Genomic DNA, 18271 nt, shown 5'->3' with positions numbered 1-18271 from the left:
TGTATCATATAGATACATACTTACCACATACCTATTATTTAGAGTTTACTTTTAGGTAAAATATTTCTGTGAACTGAGTAAAGTCAGCAGTATATCGCTGATTTTCATCATAAATCGTCAATGTCTGCAAAGCCATTTCAGCATATTGCGGTGAAAAAGTGAGGATAACTCGTTTAGGTGATAGTCCGATTTTTGTGCAGATTTCCCAGTATTCAATACAATATAGCCCTAATAAATGGCTTTGTTCCAACAATTTTTTTCCAGCATCGATAGGCAAAATAAAGCTAATTCTGCCATTTGGGTTTAGCCACTGTTGAGCCCGTTTTAGCCAATCAAAATGGCTATAAGTCACAGCTCTTGCAAGATCTCGTTGCTTATTTCGGCTTGCGAGACTATGTTCAAAATAAGGTGGGTTCGATACGATAAGGTCGAATTTTTTGGTAGATTTCCACGTCATTATATCCGCTTGTAGTACGTCAATTCTGTTATTCCACGGACAATGTTGGGCATTTTCTTGAGCTTGGTGAAACGCGTTTTCTTCCAGTTCAAGTGCAGTAATTTGTGCACTAGCGGTACGTTGGGCTAACATTATTGCAATAAGCCCTGTCCCCGTGCCTAAGTCGAGAATGTGGCGTGCATTGCTAGGATCTGCAATTGAGCCCAGTAAAATGCCGTCTGTATTGACTTTCATTGCACAGCAGTCGTGTGCAATGAAAAACTGTTTGAACTGAAAGCCACTCATTACTATTTTCTTAATTTGACGGTTTCAATGGCGTGATCTTCGCCTTTTACTAAAATCAAATTTGCTCGCTCTCGACTTGGCAAAATGTTTTTGCGTAGATTTAATCCATTAATTTCGTCCCAAATTGTTGAAGCTGTTGTGATTGCTTCCTGTTCACTTAACTTTGAGTAGTGATGGAAGTAAGAATTAGGATCAGAGAATGCACTGCGACGGAATTTTAAGAAACGGTGGATATACCAATCTTTCAATAAGGTTTCATCAGCATCAACATAAATTGAGAAATCAACAAAATCGGAAACAAAGACACTATGTGGGCTATGTGGGTAGTTCATACCACTTTGCAACATATTTAGCCCCTCTAAAATCACAATATCAGGCTGATCAACTTCATTAAATTGATCGGGGATGATGTCGTAAGTGAGATGTGAATAAACGGGGGCTTTGACGTTGCGTTTGCCCGATTTAATATCAGAAACAAATTCAATAAGGCGATGAATATCATAAGACTCAGGAAAGCCTTTTCTCTTCATTAAATTTCGCTCTTGTAGCGTTTTTAATGGATAGAGGAAGCCATCTGTGGTAATTAAATCTACTTTACGTTTTTCAGGCCATTCTGACAGTAAGGCTTGTAAGATACGGGCAGAAGTGCTTTTTCCGACAGAAACACTGCCCGTTAAGCTGATAATATAGGGAACTTTCGGCGATTCTACGTCTAAGAATTTATGTAACACTTCTTGGCGTTTGAGATTTTCATCAATGTAATAGTTGATCAAACGAGCAAGTGGAAGATAAATTGTACTAACTTCTTCTAGGGAAAGCTCTTCATTAAAACCTAAAAGCGGTTTTAAATCCTGTTCGGTCAGTTTTAACGGCACTGACTTTCGTAATGCAGCCCACTGCTGACGATTAAAGGTTAAAAAAGGCGTAATTTTAGTGATGCCCATTGCCAAGTTCTCTATTTTTGCTGAATATAATTTATATTGCGACGGTTTTAATAACCCGAAATATACAATAGAAATAATAAAAGTAGCTATTTTAGCTTACAATATTGAGCAAAAACATCTAAAAAATCAGCAATTTGCGTATTTAACAAGCGAAAGAATGGATTTTTTAATTTTTTTGAAAAAAATGCTTGCAAGGTTTTTCGAAATCCCTATAATGCGCCTTAATTGCTTACGACGCAACGCCGACTTAGCTCAGTAGGTAGAGCAACTGACTTGTAATCAGTAGGTCACCAGTTCGATTCCGGTAGTCGGCACCATTCTAGCGTTATCAAGTATTCAATTATCGTGGAGGGATTCCCGAGTGGCCAAAGGGGGCAGACTGTAAATCTGTTGGCTCAGCCTTCGAAGGTTCGAATCCTTCTCCCTCCACCATTTCTTTAATTGAATTTCTTTGGGACAGACGAATTTAGAACAGCGGGCATCGTATAATGGCTATTACCTTAGCCTTCCAAGCTAATGATGCGGGTTCGATTCCCGCTGCCCGCTCCAAACGCTGATATAGCTCAGTTGGTAGAGCGCACCCTTGGTAAGGGTGAGGTCGGCGGTTCAAGTCCGCCTATCAGCACCACTTCATTACTTTCTATCTTCATCTTTTCCTTAGCATAAATAAGTATTTGATTTCTAAATTTGGTTAATGTGGTAGAATGCCATCTTGACCATATTTGTTTAACTGGACTTTTTTAAACCAATATCGTTTAAAAAATAAGTTCATAAATAACATAAATGGCAATATAATAGGTTTTTACTCTAAACCCTGTGGTGCATATCGTGCTACGGGATTTCATCAACAAAGGAAACTTTACAATGGCTAAAGAACAATTTAATCGTGGCGATAAAGTCCACGTAAACGTAGGTACAATCGGTCACGTTGACCACGGTAAAACAACCTTAACAGCAGCAATCACAACCGTTCTTGCGAAAAAATTCGGTGGTGCTGCGCGTGCGTTTGATCAAATCGACAACGCACCAGAAGAGAAAGCGCGTGGTATTACCATCAATACTTCACACGTTGAGTACAACACAGAATCACGTCACTATGCACACGTTGACTGCCCAGGACACGCGGACTATGTTAAAAATATGATTACTGGTGCGGCACAAATGGACGGCGCAATCTTAGTAGTTGCAGCAACAGATGGTCCAATGCCACAAACTCGTGAGCACATCTTATTAGGTCGCCAAGTAGGTGTTCCATACATCATCGTATTCTTAAACAAATGCGACATGGTTGACGATGAAGAGTTATTAGAATTAGTTGAGATGGAAGTTCGTGAACTTCTTTCACAATATGACTTCCCAGGTGATGACACACCAATCGTGCGTGGTTCAGCGTTACAAGCGTTAAACGGCGTGCCCGAGTGGGAAGAGAAAATTCTTGAATTAGCAAATCACTTAGACAACTACATTCCAGAGCCAGAGCGTGCGATTGATAAACCATTCTTATTACCAATCGAAGACGTATTCTCAATTTCAGGTCGTGGTACAGTAGTAACAGGTCGTGTTGAGCGTGGTATCATTAAAGCAGGTGAAGAGGTTGAAATCGTTGGTATCAAGGATACAACTAAAACAACTGTAACTGGTGTTGAGATGTTCCGTAAATTATTAGACGAAGGTCGTGCGGGTGAGAACGTAGGTGCATTATTACGCGGTACCAAACGTGAAGAAATCGAACGTGGTCAAGTATTAGCTAAACCAGGTTCTATCACTCCACACACAGACTTCGAATCAGAAGTTTACGTATTATCAAAAGAAGAAGGTGGTCGTCATACTCCATTCTTCAAAGGCTATCGTCCACAGTTCTACTTCCGTACAACTGACGTAACGGGTACTATCGAATTACCAGAAGGTGTTGAGATGGTAATGCCAGGCGACAACATCAAAATGACAGTAAGCTTAATTCACCCAATCGCAATGGACGAAGGTTTACGTTTCGCTATCCGTGAAGGTGGTCGTACAGTAGGTGCGGGTGTTGTTGCGAAAATCATCAAATAATCTGTTTTTAGTTTAAGAAGATTAGATTGTTATCTTAAGGGCTGGATGCGATATTTAATCGTATTCAGCCCTTTTATTTGGTGTAATAGACAAAATAGTTGCTGATTCGTCAAAAACTATACCAAGTGGACAAAACAGTTGCTAATGTTTATTTTCTTTAAATGTTAGCAACTCTTTTTATTTAAAAAATCCTGTATAAACAATATCTGACGATTTTTCGTTAATCCATTATGATTATTTAATTTTCGTTTAAGTTCACTAAATAGCCCCTCTGAGCGATTTGTCGTCTTTTCTATATTTAATTCAGAATGTTTTTCATAGATAAAAATAAAATCCATATAACGCTTTAAACTGGCACAAGCACTTCTTATATTGCGATGTTTATAAGGAAAATAGCCTTTTTCATTCGCTTTATCACTCCTTTCTTTTAAAAAATCTTGATGTTTTATAAACCAAGAATGTAATCGCCGATAAAATTCATTTTTTGAGCTTTTTGTGAGTGTTTTTGCAATTATTTTTAATTCTTTACCCGCTTGTGATTGATGCTTTTTTCTTAATTTCCGCATCACAATTGCCACCATATGAAATTGACACATCTGTACTGGTGTATTAAATAAATCTTTCATCAAACCACGTCTACCATCACAGACAATTGATTGAATTTTATAGCCTTTCATACGAAGTGAATTAAACGCTATTCTGTAATAAACATCTTTTCCCGTTTTGATGACACGATGGTAAACCACTTTTTTAGAAAGCGAATCCATCAGGACTAAAATACTAAATTCACGACCAAAGAAGGTAGTATCCTACAATAATATTTAAATCACGTGATAGTGGTGGATTTAATGCTGTTTTAGGGGCTTTTTCGAGATATCTTTGAATTGTTCTAATTGAACAATGCTATTTTTCGGCAAGTTGTTTATAGGTTTGTTTTCCTATTGAATAATCATTCCAAATACTTATTGGATTTAATTTCTTTTTAAGGGTAAATGTTTTATTACAGGCATTACATTTATAGCGTTGAATATTATTTCTTATACCATGTTTGTGAATGTCGCTACTGTGGCAAAAATGACATTTTTTGGTTCACAATTCAAAAAAGTGGCTTAAAGCCCGTAATATAAGGCTTTAAGCCACTTTTTAGCAACCATTTTGTCTACTATGCCGATATTTTTGTTGGCATAGTAGACAAAAGTGTTGTTTTTTACGGACTATGCCTTACATCTTCTCAACCGTCTTAATACCCAACAGATCCAACCCTTGTTTTAAGGTTTTTGCCGTTAAGTGAGCGAGTTTCAAGCGACTTTGCTTAATACTTTCTTCGGCATTAAGTATCGGGCAGGCTTCGTAGAAGCTAGAGAAAATACCTGCTAATTCATAGAGATATTGGCAGAGAACGTGCGGTGTACCGTCTTTGGCAACCACCGTCACCGCTTCTTCAAACTGCAATAATTTAATCGCAAGGTTGCGTTCTTTTTCGTCGGTTAAAACGATATTGCCTGTTAAGCTGTTCGGGTCGATCCCTGCACGACTGAAGATCGAACGCACACGGGTATAGGCATATTGCATATAAGGTGCGGTGTTGCCTTCAAAGCTCAACATATTATCCCAGTCAAATACATAGTCTGTGGTACGGTTTTTGCTGAGATCGGAGTACTTCACCGCCCCGATTGCCACGGCTTCCACCACAGCTTGTTTTTCGCAAGCGGTTAAATCTGGATTTTTTTCTGCAATTAATTTTTCTGCACGCTCAACGGCTTCATCAAGTAAATCCGCTAATTTAACCGTGCCACCTGTACGGGTTTTGAATGGTTTGCCATCTTTGCCTAACATCATTCCGAAGTTGTGATGTTCAAGGCTGAAGCTGTCTGGCACATAACCTGCTTTGCGAGTGATTAACCAAGCCTGTTGCATATGTTGGCTTTGGCGAGTGTCGGAAAAGACTAACGCACGATCTGCTTTTAAGGTCTCAAAGCGGTATTTGGCAGCAGCAATATCGGTGGTGGTGTAAAGGAAACCGCCATCTTTTTTCTGCACGATCACGCCCATTGGGTCGCCGTCTTTATTTTTAAATTCGTCAAGGAAAACCACTAACGCCCCATCATCTTCAACGGCTAAACCTTGAGCTTTTAGATCCGCCACAATTTCAGGCAACATTGGATTGTAAAGGCTCTCGCCCATTACATCGTTTTCAGTAAGCGTCACATTCAAGCGGTTGTAGTTATGTTGGTTTTGTTGCATTGTGATGTTTACCAACTTCTTCCACATCGTACGGCAATAATCGTCGCCACTTTGCAATTTCACCACATAATTTCGAGCTTTTTCCGCAAAGACTTCATCACTATCATAATGCTCTTTTGCTGCGCGATAAAAGGCTTCAAGATCACTTAACTCCATTTCGGACGCGTGTTCGTTTTCCATTTTTTCTAGGTAAGCAATCAGCATACCAAATTGCGTTCCCCAGTCGCCGACGTGGTTAGCACGAATAACTTTGTTGCCTAAAAATTCTAAGGCACGCACTACGCCGTCGCCGATAATGGTGGAACGTAAATGCCCAACGTGCATCTCTTTAGCAACGTTTGGTGATGAATAATCGACCACCACCGTTTGAGCTTGATTTAAGTTAATGCCTAATTTATCGCCACTGAATGCGTTTTCTGTTTGTTGAGCTAACCAAGTTGGGGCTAAGAAAATGTTGATAAAACCTGGGCCTGCGATTTCTAATTTTTCTGCAATGCCGTTTAAATCAACGTTATCCACTACTTTTTGAGCAAATTCACGCGGGTTTAAGCCTAATTTTTTTGCTGCCCCCATAATGCCGTTCGCTTGATAATCACCGAATTGGACTTTGCCTGATTGACGCACTAATGGCTCAACATTTTGCTCTGCCCCTGCGACAATCATTGCTTGCTTGATTTTTTCCGATAGAATGTGTTGAATATTCACGTTTATACCTATTTTCAATACTAAAAAATGTGTGCAATGATACTAAAAAATACTGATAAATGCTCCGAATTTGCAAACTTTTTCACAAATCTAACCGCTTGTTTTGGTGATCTTGCTGAGTTTGAGCGAAAAATAGCGCAGATTGCTAAGATTGCTCAGATTGATTTGAGCCAATATCAGATCGATCATCTGGCGGTGCGAATGAATAGTGATGAAGTCGCTAACCAATGGAAAGCAATGCTGCTGACTGGCTCAACCTTATTAAAAGAGAGTGAAGTTAATGGTCGCCCGATAGGTTTGTTTACTCTAAATCAGCCAGTGCATTTTTGCGGACAGGCAGTTTCCGTGATTGAGTTGCCGTTCCCTAAAGGTAAAAGCTATCCAGAAGAAGGCTGGGAGCATATTGAAATTATTATCCCAATGTACGAAAACGAGAACGTTGAGCAGTGGTGTAAGCGGATAGATGAGCAATTTTATTTGCAAGCTAATCCCGAATTAAAGATCAAAATCAGCCAACCACAAGTCGAAGGCGAACGTTTACCTAATCCAAGTGTGGCAATTTCACTCAAAAATGCAACTTATCAGAATTTTTGCTGTCTTAAGTTGCACCCTTATGATTTAAATGTGTCACTTCTTTAAAATTGGCTTATTTTATACAAAGGGCTTATATGAAAAAGTTATCTAGTATTTTATTAATAGGCATTATATCAGCAGCGTGTACGGCTGAAAAATATACATCTGAAGGTAATGCAACTATTGTAACCAGCGAATATCTATCTTTTGATTCAGTTAAACTTACTATAAAAAAAGACAATGGTGAATTAGTAACAATAAATAGGAAGTACGATGCTCATGCAACAGTGGGGGCCGTGTGCATATAAATGAGATGAATAGACTAGAAACAATTCCTCGTTATGAATTTAAATGAATCTTATATCAATCACATACTTTGTCTGTTAAATTCTTTTTACTCATGTTGAACACATGGGCGGATGAAATAGTTGCTAATGTTTGTATTCCTTAAATATTAGCGACCACTTTGTCATATAGGCATAGTTTTCACGAAATTAGCAGCCATTTTGTCTACTATGCCCTAGCATAGCCGCAGAACTGTTTAATTATGCGGATTTCCTCGCCGTTGGGCATTATCTCGAACTTAAAGGCTTTGCGTAATTGCATTAACAAAGTTTAGAGCGTGATTTTCCACATTTTATATTTGATCTATGAAAAGAAGAAACTGAAATTAAACACGATTTGCTGGCAGCCGCGGTGGTTCCCCCATTCGATTATTCACCAATACATCAAGCAACAACAAATACCTGATTAATTAGATTTGAAACGACCCACACCGTTTATATCTTATATCTCCGCTCTGAAGGAGAGAACTTTACGGCACAGTTATGATAAAATCCGCATTCTTGTAATACTTCATTTCACAAAAATGCGGATTAATCAATCAGGGGGTATGCCTTTAATTAACCTTGCTGATCACCAATCAACACAGACTCTAACGCAATTTCAATCATATCGTTGAAGGTTAATTGACGCTCTTCTGCGGTAGTTTGTTCGTGCGTACGGATATGGTCTGAAACAGTACAGATGGTTAATGCTTTTGCCCCAAATTCTGCAGCAACGCCGTAGATACCAGCCGCTTCCATCTCAACACCTAAGATACCGTATTTTTCCATTACATCAAACATTTCTACATCTGGAGTGTAGAAAAGATCTGCAGAGTAAAGGTTACCTACACGCACATTGATGCCTTTCGCTTTTGCTGCTTGTACAGCCGCTAAAGTAAGATCAAAGTCAGCAATTGCCGCAAAGTCGTTGTCTTTGAAGCGGATACGGTTTACTTTAGAGTCAGTACAAGCACCAACACCGATAATGACTTCGCGTAATTTCACGTCTTGGCGTACTGCACCACAAGAACCTACACGAATAATTTTTTTCACACCGTATTCGGTGATTAATTCTTTCGCATAGATTGAGCAAGATGGAATACCCATACCGTGTCCCATTACAGAAATACGACGACCTTTGTAAGTTCCAGTATAACCGAGCATATTACGGACATTAGTGACTTGTTCTGCATTTTCTAAGAAAGTTTCAGCGATATATTTAGCACGAAGTGGGTCACCTGGCATTAATACAACATCGGCAAATGCACCTGCTGGTGCATTAATATGTGGAGTCATAGTCTGTTCCTCGTTGTTTGTTGAGAGATTAATATCCCGTTACATTTTGATTTACTTGTTCATCGTTTAATGTAGCAAGTAAATTCGCTAATAAACTAGATGCACCAAAGCGGAAATGAGCTTGGTTAATCCAATCTTGTCCTAAAATTTCAGCAGTTAATGCGAGGTACTGCTCTGCTTCTTCGGTGGTTTTTACACCGCCAGCGGCTTTAAAACCAACGCTATCTGCAACACCTAAATCACGAATGGTTTCTAGCATAATATGAGCAGATTCAAGGGTAGCATTCACAGGCACTTTACCCGTTGATGTTTTGATAAAATCTGCCCCTGCTTTAATTGAAATCTCACTCGCTTTACGAATTAATTCCGCTGTTTTCAGCTCGCCTGATTCAATAATCACTTTTAATGCAACATTATTGGCAGAACAGGCCGCTTTACACTGTTTGACAAGCTCAAAACCGACTTGTTCATTACCTGCGATCAATGCACGATATGGGAAAACCACATCGACTTCATCAGCACCATAAGCCACCGCAGCTTTGGTTTCTGCCACTGCAATGTCAATATCATCGTTACCGTGAGGGAAATTGGTGACAGTCGCAATTTTAACTTGTTCTGTACCTTGTGCTTTTAAGGTTTTGCGTGCAATAGGCACAAAACGTGGATAAACACACACCGCCGCAGGCGTACCAAATGGCGTATTGCCTTGTTGGCATAATGTTACCACTTTTTCATCGGTGTCATTATCATTTAATGTGGTTAAATCCATTAAAGATAAGGCTTGTTTTGCAATAGATTTTAAACTCATTCTTTATTCCTTACTTAAAGCAATCGTTTAACTTTGCCATAAACGACAACACCACAGTTTCCTGTGGTGTTTCGTTCAAGAATTGAGAGTGTTAAACCGCACCACCAATTCCGATAAATAGACCTGCAATCGCAGCACTCATTAAGTTTGCAAGAGAACCTGCAATTACCGCTTTGATACCTAAGCGAGCTACATCACCACGACGATTTGGTGCCATAGAACCTAAACTACCGATTAAGATTGCGATAGAGCTAAAGTTTGCAAAACCACAAAGTGCGAAAGTAACGATAGCTTTAGTTTTGTCTGTTAATGCCATTGGAGCTTCGGGGCCTAAGTATTTAGCAAATTCTAAGTAACCCACGAACTCATTGATCGCTAATTTAAGACCGATCATTTGACCAGCGACTTCAGCTTCATTCCAAGGAACACCGATTGCCCAAGCTAATGGTTTAAATATCCAACCAAGAATTAGACCTAAGTTTAGACCTTCATAACCGAACCAGCCACCGACAGCGCCTAAAACACCATTGATTAATGCAATTAATGCAATGAACGAAATTAACATTGCACCTACGTTTAATGCTAAGTGCATACCTGAGCTTGCACCAGCAGCAGCTGCATCTAATACGTTTGCTGGTTTTTCTAATTCAACGTTCTCAATGCTGTCATTGAATTTTTCTGTTTGTGGAAGAATAATTTTAGCGAATAAAAGACCTGCAGGTGCAGCCATAAATGATGCCGCAATCAAGTATGTAAGTGGAACCCCCATACCTGCGTAACCTGCCATTACAGAACCTGCGATAGAAGCTAAACCACCACACATTACTGCAAAAAGTTCTGACTCAGTCATTTTGCTGATGTAAGGTTTAACCACTAATGGTGCTTCTGATTGACCTGCGAAAATATTCGCAGCTGCTGACATTGATTCCGCTTGAGATGTACCAAGTACTTTTTGTAAGCCACCACCAATGATTTTGATGACCCATTGCATAATTCCAACATAGTAAAGTAATGAAATTAATGCAGAGAAGGAGACAATGATAGGAAGAACTCTGAATGCGAAGACGAAACCACCGCCTCCAAAGACTTCAAACATTTTATCGCTAACAAGACCGCCAAATAAGAAAGCAACGCCTTCGTTACCATAGCTAATCACTTTAGCAACCCCCTCTGCCATTGCACCTAATGCATTACGACCCACTGGAACGTAAAGAATTAATGCGGCAATACCGATTTGTGAAGCTAATGCACCAAAAACTGTGCGGAAGTTAATTGCTCTTTTGTTATTTGACAAAAGAAAAGCTATTCCTAGTAGAACAACTATACCCAATAAACTATTTAACGTACCCATTTAAGGACTCCATTCAAAGAAAGAGAAGAGATATATGATAAATGTTATAGTGATTATAACAACTAACTCATCAAAAATGATGGGCTGCACAATATACCAAGTTTTCAAACTAAGATCTTTAACTTTTTACATAGTTAAAAAATAAATTGACAGAAAATGGACTTTATTTATCAAAAATGTGAAGTAGCTCTCATTTTTTCACGCCAGCTTCTTTTACACCTTATAGAGTTAGAGTTATTGTAGTTTACCCACGGTAATTTTTACTGAACTAAAGGAAGATAATATGCGTAAAAAAATTATTTTGGATTGCGATCCTGGACACGATGATGCTATTGCCATTTTGCTTGCTTACGGCAATCCAGATATTGATTTATTGGCTGTAACAACGGTGGTTGGCAATCAAACCTTGGAAAAAGTTTCTCGAAACGCTTTAGCCAAATTTGTGGTGGAGCTGTTAGACTTCTTCGGCAAAATGTATAAACAGGCTCAAGGGTTTGATTATCCACCTGTTCACGATCCTTGTGCTGTAGCTTATGTGATTGATCCGACGCTTATCGAAACACAAAAAGTCCCTGTGAATATTGAATTAACAGGAACACATACACTTGGAATGACGGTAGCAGATTTCCGTTATCCGCCAAAAGAATGTAACACTTATGTGGCAAAAGTTTTAGATCGAGAGCGTTTTTGGGATCTCGTGATTGATGCGATTAAACGACTTCAATAATACAAGCGGTTAGATTCTTCAAGTTTTTTGCAATACTCTATAAGGCTGAACAGGATTCAGTCTTTATTTTTGTGAGCTTGTTCACAAATTTTTGAAAAAGACATTGACGCTGTTTCTAATGGATTTAATAATATGACAAATGTCCTTTCATTAAAACATTTGTCCTAATGGAGTTCGGAAATGAATCAGAACGAAAAAACGATTTTAGATTTAATACGTCAAAACCCTTTCATTTCACAGCAAGAACTCGCTGAATATATGGGATTATCTCGTTCAGCGATTGCCAACATCATTTCCGCCCTAATAAAAAAAGAATATTTATTAGGCAGAGCTTATGTTCTTAATGAGCGTAGCGCTATTTTATGTATTGGTGCGGCGAATGTTGATAAAAAAATTAAAACGGACGAAGAACTTCGAGGTTATACGTCAAACCCAGTAAATTCCACAACAACGATTGGCGGTGTTGCTCGTAATGTGGCTGAGAATTTAGGCAGACTCGGGCAGAAAGTGAGCTTTATTTCTACGGTTGGCAACGATCCTGAATGGGAGAGAATTAAATCCTTCTCGTCTGAGTTTATGGATATGAATAATGTGATTACCGTAGAAGGACAATCTACAGGCTGTTATACCGCATTACTAGACAAAGAAGGCGAAATGTATCTAGGCTTAGCGGATATGTCGATTTATGACAGCTTAACCCCTGAAGCCTTGAATAAACACGCTGCATTAATTAAAAATGCTCGTTGTATTGTGGCTGATCTAAATTGCCCAAAAGCGACCATTGAATACCTTTGCAAAAGTGCCGAAGGTTATCACATTCCTTTGGTGTTGATTGCCGTTTCCGAACCGAAAATGGATCGTCTTCCTCAAGATTTACAAGGTGTAAGTTGCTTAATCATCAATAAAGGGGAACTTGCAGCCTATTTAGATATGCTATTAGATACCGATCAAAAAATTGAAGAAGCCGCTAAAATATTGTTAGCAAAAGGCGTAAAACAAATTGTATTAACCGCAGGTTCTAAAGCTATTTTGAGTGCATCTCAGGATGAAACCCGTTGGTATTCCGTTAAAAAAATGGATAGCCACAAAGTGATTGATGTCACAGGTGCAGGCGACTCTTTTAGTGGAGCATTTATTTATGCTTGGCTTAATAATTATGAGCAAGACAAGGCGATCTTAGCTGGTTTAACCAACGCCTATCATACAATTCAGTCGGAATTTACTGTTCGACCAAATTTAACCAAATCTCAATTAGAAACCGAAATGGAGCATTATTATGAATAACTACCTTATTTTATCTGATGAAGTGCAACGTGGTATGGCTCAAGGCTTGCCGATTGTTGCCTTAGAATCGACCATTATTTCTCACGGTATGCCATATCCACAAAATGTTGCAATGGCAAGGGAAGTTGAGCAAATTATCCGTGATAACGGTGCTGTACCTGCGACGATTGCAATCATTGACGGCAAAATCCGTATTGGTCTTTCTGATGATGAATTAGAGTTATTTGGTAGCAGCAAAGGGATCGCAAAAGTTTCTCGCCGTGATTTACCACAGATTATTGCGTCTAAAAAATTAGGGGCAACAACGGTTGCTTCTACAATGATTTGTGCTCACCTTGCAGGTATTAAATTCTTCGTAACAGGAGGATTAGGTGGCGTACATAAAGGCTGGGAAACCACATTAGACATTTCTGCGGACCTTGATGAATTAGCACAAACAAGCGTAACCGTTATTTGTGCAGGGGCGAAATCTATCCTTGACCTTGATGCAACCTTAGAATATTTAGAAACCAAAGGCGTGCCTGTCGTTGGTTATAAAACCAAAAATCTACCAGCATTCTTTACTCGTGATAGCGGTTTACCATTGGCATTATCGTGTGAAGAATTAACTGAAATTGCTGAAATGATCAAAGTGAAATGGCTGCTAGGCTTAGAAGGTGGCGTGGTTGTTGCAAACCCAATTCCACAAGAAGATGAATTAGCACCAAGTTATATCAACGGTATTATTGATACAGCAGTAAAAGAAGCCGAAGAAAAAGGCATTATAGGTAAAGATATTACGCCATTCTTACTCGGTAAAATCGTTGAAATGACCGAAGGCAAGAGCTTAGAAGCGAATATCAAGCTGGTGAAAAATAATGCGAAAGTCGGTGCTCGTTTAGCCGTTGAATTTTTTAAATAATCGATTAAAACTCGTTTTATAACGACTTATCTTGAACGGTGAATTTGTAATAAATTCACCGTTTTGTTTTTTATTTGTAGAAAAATTTGATCTATCTCTCACTTTTTAATGCTATTGATTGCATTACTTCATTTGTAGGGGTATGCTTTGGAGTAAATTTTCTTTTTGTTTAATGCTAATGGAGTTTTTATGTCGAGATTAACCAAACAACAAATTTTAGAACAATTAAAAAATGGTTTAATTGCTTCTTGCCAACCTGTTGATGACGGTCCGATGGACTCGCCAGAGATTGTAGCGGCAATGGCAAAAGCATCAGTCATTGGCGGAGCGGCAGGGCTTCGTATTGAAGGCATTGATAATTTAAAAGCGGTGCGTAAAGTCGTTGATGTGCCGATTGTAGGTATCGTAAAACGTGATTTACCTGACAGCCCTGTTCGTATCACGCCATTCTTACAAGATATTGACGATTTGTATCACGCAGGGGCAGATATTATTGCCTTTGATGGTACAGATCGTGTTCGTCCAACCACGATTAAAGCCTGTGCAAGACGTATCCAAGAGTTAGGAGCAATGTCAATGGCGGACTGCTCAAACTACAAAGAAGGTATGTACTGCCAAGAGTTAGGCGTAGATTTAATCGGTAGCACAATGTCAGGCTATACAGGCGGTGAAACCCCTGATGAACCAGATGTTCAACTGGTGCGTGATTTAGTCGCCAGTGGTTGTCGTGTAATGGCTGAAGGGCGTTACAATACCCCTGAACTTGCTGCCGTTGCGATTGAAAATGGGGCTTATGCTGTAACCGTTGGCTCAGCTTTAACTCGTCTTGAGCATATCGTAAGCTGGTTTGTGACCGCCATTGATAATCGCAAAACAGGAGCCTAATATGACCGCTTGTTTAGCCATTGACGTGGGTGGAACCAAAATCGCTGCCGCTCTTGTTACCTTAAAGGGAAAAGAAGCAATAGTGGCGGAACGTACACAAATTCACACACCACAAAATCCAAGTGCAGAAGCTCTAGACAGCGCTTTGGCACAAATTTTAACGCAGTTCAAAGGGAAATTTGATCAGGTTTCGGTGGCTTCAACGGGAATTATTCAAAAGGGTATTCTAACCGCACTTAACCCGAAAAATTTAGGCAATCTGGCATTCTTTCCTCTTGAGCAAAGCGTTGCCAAACACACGGACAAGCCGATTACGCTGTTAAATGATGCCCAAGCGGCGGGTTGTGCTGAATTTTTACGTCAAGATGACATTGAAAATTTTGCCTTTATTACCGTTTCGACAGGCGTAGGGGGCGGTATTATCTTAAATCGCAAACTCTTTACTGGCACAAACGGCGTAGCTGGACATATCGGACATAGCCTTGCTGATCCAAATGGGGAAGTGTGTGGCTGTGGACGTGTCGGCTGTGTCGAAGCGGTTGCTGCAGGGCGTGCGATTGCTCGTGATGCAGCTAAATGGGATAACCCTTGCGAACCGCCTGAAGTATTTGCACGCTTTAGAGCAGGCGATCCACAAGCGGCTGCTTTAGTGGATAAATCTGCAAAAGCGATTGCTCACTTAATTGCCGATCTCAAAATTAACTTAGATATTCAACGAATTGCTCTTGGCGGAAGTGTTGGATTAGCAGAAGGTTATTTAGCCAGAGTAACCCATTTCCTTTCCGAAATGCCTGAAATTTATCGCCCTGATGTTGTTCCTGCTTATTATGCCCAAGATGCTGGATTGATAGGTGCAGCTTGGTGGGCTGAAAATCAAAAACAGATATAATGATTATTACATTATTAAATGTTTTACCGCTGATATCATTAGATATGATTAGGCATAGTAGACAAAAGCGTTGGTAAAAAGTGGCTTAAAGCCTGGTACTATAAGGCTTTAAGCCACTTTTTGAAATATGAATAAAAACCTGTCCTTTTTGCCTTAAGAACAATATCCAAAAGTATGGAAATAAAAATAATATTCAGAGATACTTTTGTTCGTCCTGCCATAAAACATTTTCTTCCACAAATAAATTAAATCCAATAGATGATTACACAATAGGAAAACAAACCTATAAACAATTATCCGAAAAATATCACTGTTCCATTAGAACTGTTCAACGTTTGTCCATTAGAGGCATAGTTTGCAAAAAAACAACACTCTTGTCTACTATGCCAATAATTTTTGATAGATGGGTAATAAATTTGCCTACTATGCCTATTATTCAAATGCTACCTTACTAGTTACTGGTGTATGACGTTCAAAATCTCAGCAAAATCCTCACAAACATAATCAGGCTCAGATTCACTAATGGGAATGTTGTAGTTATAGCCATAGGTTAAACCTACGCTTTTACAACCAGCCGCTTTCGCTGCCAAAATATCGTTTTTAGAATCGCCGACAAATAACATTTCGTGGGGATATAAACCAAATTTGCCACAAAGGTAATAAAGTGGGGCTGGGTGTGGTTTTATTTGAGGCAGAGATTGTCCACCAAGAGCCTCAGAAAAGAGATGATCGATTTTAAAGGCTTGCAACACAGGTAAAACGTGTTTAGTTGGTTTGTTTGTGACTACGGCTAAAATATAGCCCTGTGTTTTAAGTGTTTCTAATGTTTCTTTAACATTTGGATAGAGTTTGCTGATGTTGCAGACATTTTCGCCATAAAAATATCCAAATCGGCGTTTAATTTGGGCTAATTCTTCCTGTGAAAATTCATCTGCTTTTCCTGTCCATTCCATTCCTTTCGCAAAAAGCACATCAGCTCCATTGCCGATCCAAGTCAGAACAAGCTCTTCAGAGGCTTGTGGCAAGCCAACTTCGGCGAAGGCAGAGTTAAGCGATAAGGCTAAATCGGGCAGGCTATTGACTAGCGTTCCATCTAGGTCAAAACCGATTAATTTGAATTGTTTCGTCATCTTATTTCCTTAACCAAGCGGTGAGATACGCTCGATATTTTGTTTTTAGGTCAATATTAACTCTCTGCTTCCCATTTCGCAAACTCAACAAATTCCGTTAGTTCAGGGTATTGTTTAAGCCACTTTTGCCATTGAATTTTATCGACTTCAATTTCCACTAAACGATCGCCAAATTCGGTGAAACGCTCTGATTTGATACATTGCTGTTGGTAAAATTTAGTGTAAATCTGACCGCTTGTTGTGGGTAGCAGTACTCTTTCACAGACCAGCTCGTTTTTAAGTCTGACTCGCATTGCTTCAAATAGCAGATCAATGCCTTGATTTTGTTGTGCCGAAAGATAAACCGCCACAGGTTTGCCGTCATCGTTGTATTCGATATGTGGCTCAATGCTGTCCAAGCGATCCACCTTGTTATACACGAGCAAGGTCGGAATTTCTAATGCTTCAATCTCATCTAACACTTGATTAACTGCATCAATATTTTCATTTTTACGGTCGTCTGCACCATCAATAACGTGTAGCAACAATGTCGCTTCTGTGGTTTCTTGTAGGGTGGATTTAAACGCAGAAACTAAATCGTGGGGCAAAAAGCGAATAAAGCCAACGGTATCTGCCAAAATCGCTGTGCCAACATCTTGAATTTGAATTCGTCTTAATGTCGGGTCAAGGGTAGCAAACAGTTGATCTGCCGCATAAACACCTGCATCAGTAATCACATTAAATAGGGTTGATTTACCTGCGTTGGTATAACCCACAAGGGAAATGGTTGGAATGTCTGCTTTTTGACGAGTTTTGCGGTTCTGATCACGCTGTTTACTTACCTTTTCCAAGCGGTTTTGTAACTGCTGAATACGCACTTTAATTAAACGGCGATCTGTTTCTAACTGGGTTTCCCCTGGGCCTCGTAAGCCTACCGCACCGCCTTTTTGTTGATCTTGGTTACCTAAACGGCGGACTAAGCGAGTGGATAAATGGCGAAGCTGTGCCAGCTCGACTTGTAACTTACCTTCGTGAGATCTTGCTCTTTGGGCAAAAATATCCAAAATCAAGCCTGTACGATCCACCACTCGGCAATCGCAAAGGGATTGTAGATTACGTGTTTGAGCAGGGCTGAGTTGGTGATTAATTAAAACGACGGTCGCATCAAAATCTTTGATTGCATCCGCAATTTCTTGGGCTTTACCTTGACCAACATAGTATTTGATATGGGGTGCGGAACGTGTGGTTGTCAATGTAGCGACAACCTCTACCCCTGCGGACTCGGCAAGAGTTTGAAATTCCATCAGATTTTCCACATCTTTAGTTTGAGAGAGATAAAGATGTACTACAATAGCACGCTCTTTGTCAGGCGTGTTTTGTGTTTTTTCAGGCAACGGAAAACCAAACACAGAATTTGCGGTGTTTGGTTCATTCA

19 protein-coding genes, 4 tRNA genes and 1 pseudogene are annotated in these 18271 nt (G+C 39.5%); 13 read left to right on the top strand and 11 right to left on the bottom strand.

What is annotated here, in order from left to right:
- Positions 1 to 34: 34 nt before the first annotated feature.
- Both J1G47_RS02885 and coaA read right to left on the bottom strand, forming a co-directional pair.
- Complete coding sequence (locus tag J1G47_RS02885) at positions 35 to 742, bottom strand: tRNA1(Val) (adenine(37)-N6)-methyltransferase (protein ID WP_075592156.1); 708 nt, start codon at positions 740 to 742, stop codon at positions 35 to 37.
- 2 nt (positions 743 to 744) lie between these two features.
- Positions 745 to 1686, bottom strand: a complete 942-nt coding sequence (coaA, locus tag J1G47_RS02880) for a type I pantothenate kinase (RefSeq protein ID WP_005713772.1) — start codon at positions 1684 to 1686, stop codon at positions 745 to 747.
- Between the two features lie 241 nt (positions 1687 to 1927).
- On the opposite strand from coaA, the gene J1G47_RS02875 reads away from it, so the two are divergent.
- The 5 genes from J1G47_RS02875 (at position 1928) to tuf (ending at position 3738) form a co-directional block, all read left to right on the top strand.
- Positions 1928 to 2003, top strand: a tRNA-Thr gene (locus J1G47_RS02875).
- A gap of 30 nt (positions 2004 to 2033) precedes the next feature.
- Positions 2034 to 2118, top strand: a tRNA-Tyr gene (locus tag J1G47_RS02870).
- Positions 2119 to 2160: 42 nt separating this feature from the next.
- Positions 2161 to 2235 (top strand) — tRNA-Gly (locus tag J1G47_RS02865).
- A 3-nt stretch (positions 2236 to 2238) separates the two neighbouring features.
- A tRNA-Thr gene (locus J1G47_RS02860) sits at positions 2239 to 2314 on the top strand.
- A 236-nt stretch (positions 2315 to 2550) separates the two neighbouring features.
- Positions 2551 to 3738, top strand: coding sequence for an elongation factor Tu (gene tuf / locus J1G47_RS02855; RefSeq protein WP_015939681.1), 1188 nt, complete (start codon positions 2551 to 2553; stop codon positions 3736 to 3738).
- A 164-nt stretch (positions 3739 to 3902) separates the two neighbouring features.
- On the opposite strand, the gene J1G47_RS02850 is transcribed toward tuf, so the two are convergent.
- The 3 genes from J1G47_RS02850 to argS form a co-directional block, all read right to left on the bottom strand.
- Positions 3903 to 4505 (bottom strand): IS256 family transposase, variant Zn-binding type, encoded by a 603-nt coding sequence (locus J1G47_RS02850; RefSeq protein ID WP_207326699.1) that lies wholly within the window; start codon positions 4503 to 4505, stop codon positions 3903 to 3905.
- Between the two features lie 136 nt (positions 4506 to 4641).
- Complete coding sequence (locus J1G47_RS12275) at positions 4642 to 4779, bottom strand: hypothetical protein (protein ID WP_416037120.1); 138 nt, start codon at positions 4777 to 4779, stop codon at positions 4642 to 4644.
- A gap of 180 nt (positions 4780 to 4959) precedes the next feature.
- On the bottom strand, positions 4960 to 6687 hold the full coding sequence (argS, locus tag J1G47_RS02845) for an arginine--tRNA ligase (RefSeq protein ID WP_075605440.1): 1728 nt from the start codon (positions 6685 to 6687) through the stop codon (positions 4960 to 4962).
- Between the two features lie 36 nt (positions 6688 to 6723).
- On the opposite strand from argS, the gene J1G47_RS02840 reads away from it, so the two are divergent.
- A complete protein-coding gene (locus J1G47_RS02840) occupies positions 6724 to 7326 on the top strand; it encodes a VOC family protein (protein WP_160435162.1) in 603 nt (200 codons plus the stop codon).
- A gap of 29 nt (positions 7327 to 7355) precedes the next feature.
- Positions 7356 to 7568, top strand: a complete 213-nt coding sequence (locus tag J1G47_RS02835; protein WP_234885586.1) for a deoxyribose-phosphate aldolase — start codon at positions 7356 to 7358, stop codon at positions 7566 to 7568.
- Between the two features lie 211 nt (positions 7569 to 7779).
- On the opposite strand, the pseudogene J1G47_RS12075 reads toward J1G47_RS02835, so the two are convergent.
- The 4 genes and pseudogenes from J1G47_RS12075 to J1G47_RS02815 form a co-directional block, all read right to left on the bottom strand.
- Positions 7780 to 7866 (bottom strand): annotated as a pseudogene (locus J1G47_RS12075) (helix-turn-helix domain-containing protein); the annotation flags it as partial.
- 296 nt (positions 7867 to 8162) lie between these two features.
- Positions 8163 to 8882 (bottom strand): purine-nucleoside phosphorylase, encoded by a 720-nt coding sequence (gene deoD, locus J1G47_RS02825; RefSeq protein ID WP_016527486.1) that lies wholly within the window; start codon positions 8880 to 8882, stop codon positions 8163 to 8165.
- Positions 8883 to 8910: 28 nt separating this feature from the next.
- A complete protein-coding gene (deoC, locus tag J1G47_RS02820) occupies positions 8911 to 9690 on the bottom strand; it encodes a deoxyribose-phosphate aldolase (protein WP_016527487.1) in 780 nt (259 codons plus the stop codon).
- Between the two features lie 91 nt (positions 9691 to 9781).
- The gene (locus tag J1G47_RS02815; RefSeq protein ID WP_160428919.1) at positions 9782 to 11041 is read right to left on the bottom strand and encodes a NupC/NupG family nucleoside CNT transporter; all 1260 of its coding nucleotides are present in this window, start codon (positions 11039 to 11041) and stop codon (positions 9782 to 9784) included.
- 283 nt (positions 11042 to 11324) lie between these two features.
- Between J1G47_RS02815 and J1G47_RS02810 the strand changes: the two genes are divergently transcribed.
- From J1G47_RS02810 to J1G47_RS12270, 6 genes are all read left to right on the top strand, one after another.
- Entirely contained in the window at positions 11325 to 11768 is a 444-nt protein-coding gene (locus J1G47_RS02810) for a nucleoside hydrolase (protein ID WP_021109894.1), read from the top strand.
- A gap of 180 nt (positions 11769 to 11948) precedes the next feature.
- A complete protein-coding gene (locus tag J1G47_RS02805; protein WP_010786155.1) occupies positions 11949 to 13052 on the top strand; it encodes a PfkB family carbohydrate kinase in 1104 nt (367 codons plus the stop codon).
- Positions 13045 to 13953, top strand: coding sequence for a pseudouridine-5'-phosphate glycosidase (locus J1G47_RS02800; RefSeq protein ID WP_021109892.1), 909 nt, complete (start codon positions 13045 to 13047; stop codon positions 13951 to 13953). Before J1G47_RS02805 ends, J1G47_RS02800 begins: the two co-directional genes overlap by 8 nt.
- A 189-nt stretch (positions 13954 to 14142) precedes the next feature.
- Entirely contained in the window at positions 14143 to 14838 is a 696-nt protein-coding gene (locus J1G47_RS02795; protein ID WP_005712229.1) for an N-acetylmannosamine-6-phosphate 2-epimerase, read from the top strand.
- A gap of 1 nt (position 14839) precedes the next feature.
- Positions 14840 to 15727 (top strand): N-acetylmannosamine kinase, encoded by an 888-nt coding sequence (locus J1G47_RS02790; protein ID WP_207326745.1) that lies wholly within the window; start codon positions 14840 to 14842, stop codon positions 15725 to 15727.
- A 131-nt stretch (positions 15728 to 15858) separates the two neighbouring features.
- Positions 15859 to 16182, top strand: coding sequence for a transposase (locus J1G47_RS12270; protein ID WP_416037114.1), 324 nt, complete (start codon positions 15859 to 15861; stop codon positions 16180 to 16182).
- Here J1G47_RS12270 and J1G47_RS02785 read toward each other — a convergent pair whose 3' ends face one another.
- Complete coding sequence (locus tag J1G47_RS02785) at positions 16183 to 16857, bottom strand: phosphoglycolate phosphatase (protein WP_207326744.1); 675 nt, start codon at positions 16855 to 16857, stop codon at positions 16183 to 16185.
- A 56-nt stretch (positions 16858 to 16913) separates the two neighbouring features.
- The gene (gene hflX / locus J1G47_RS02780) at positions 16914 to 18245 is read right to left on the bottom strand and encodes a ribosome rescue GTPase HflX (protein WP_457591950.1); all 1332 of its coding nucleotides are present in this window, start codon (positions 18243 to 18245) and stop codon (positions 16914 to 16916) included.
- Between the last annotated feature and the right edge of the window lie 26 nt (positions 18246 to 18271).

Origin of the sequence: Glaesserella parasuis, from assembly GCF_017352235.1 — a bacterium.
In the GTDB taxonomy this organism is placed as follows: Bacteria; Pseudomonadota; Gammaproteobacteria; order Enterobacterales; family Pasteurellaceae; genus Glaesserella; species Glaesserella parasuis.
This window is presented reverse-complemented; position numbering and strand designations above follow the sequence as displayed.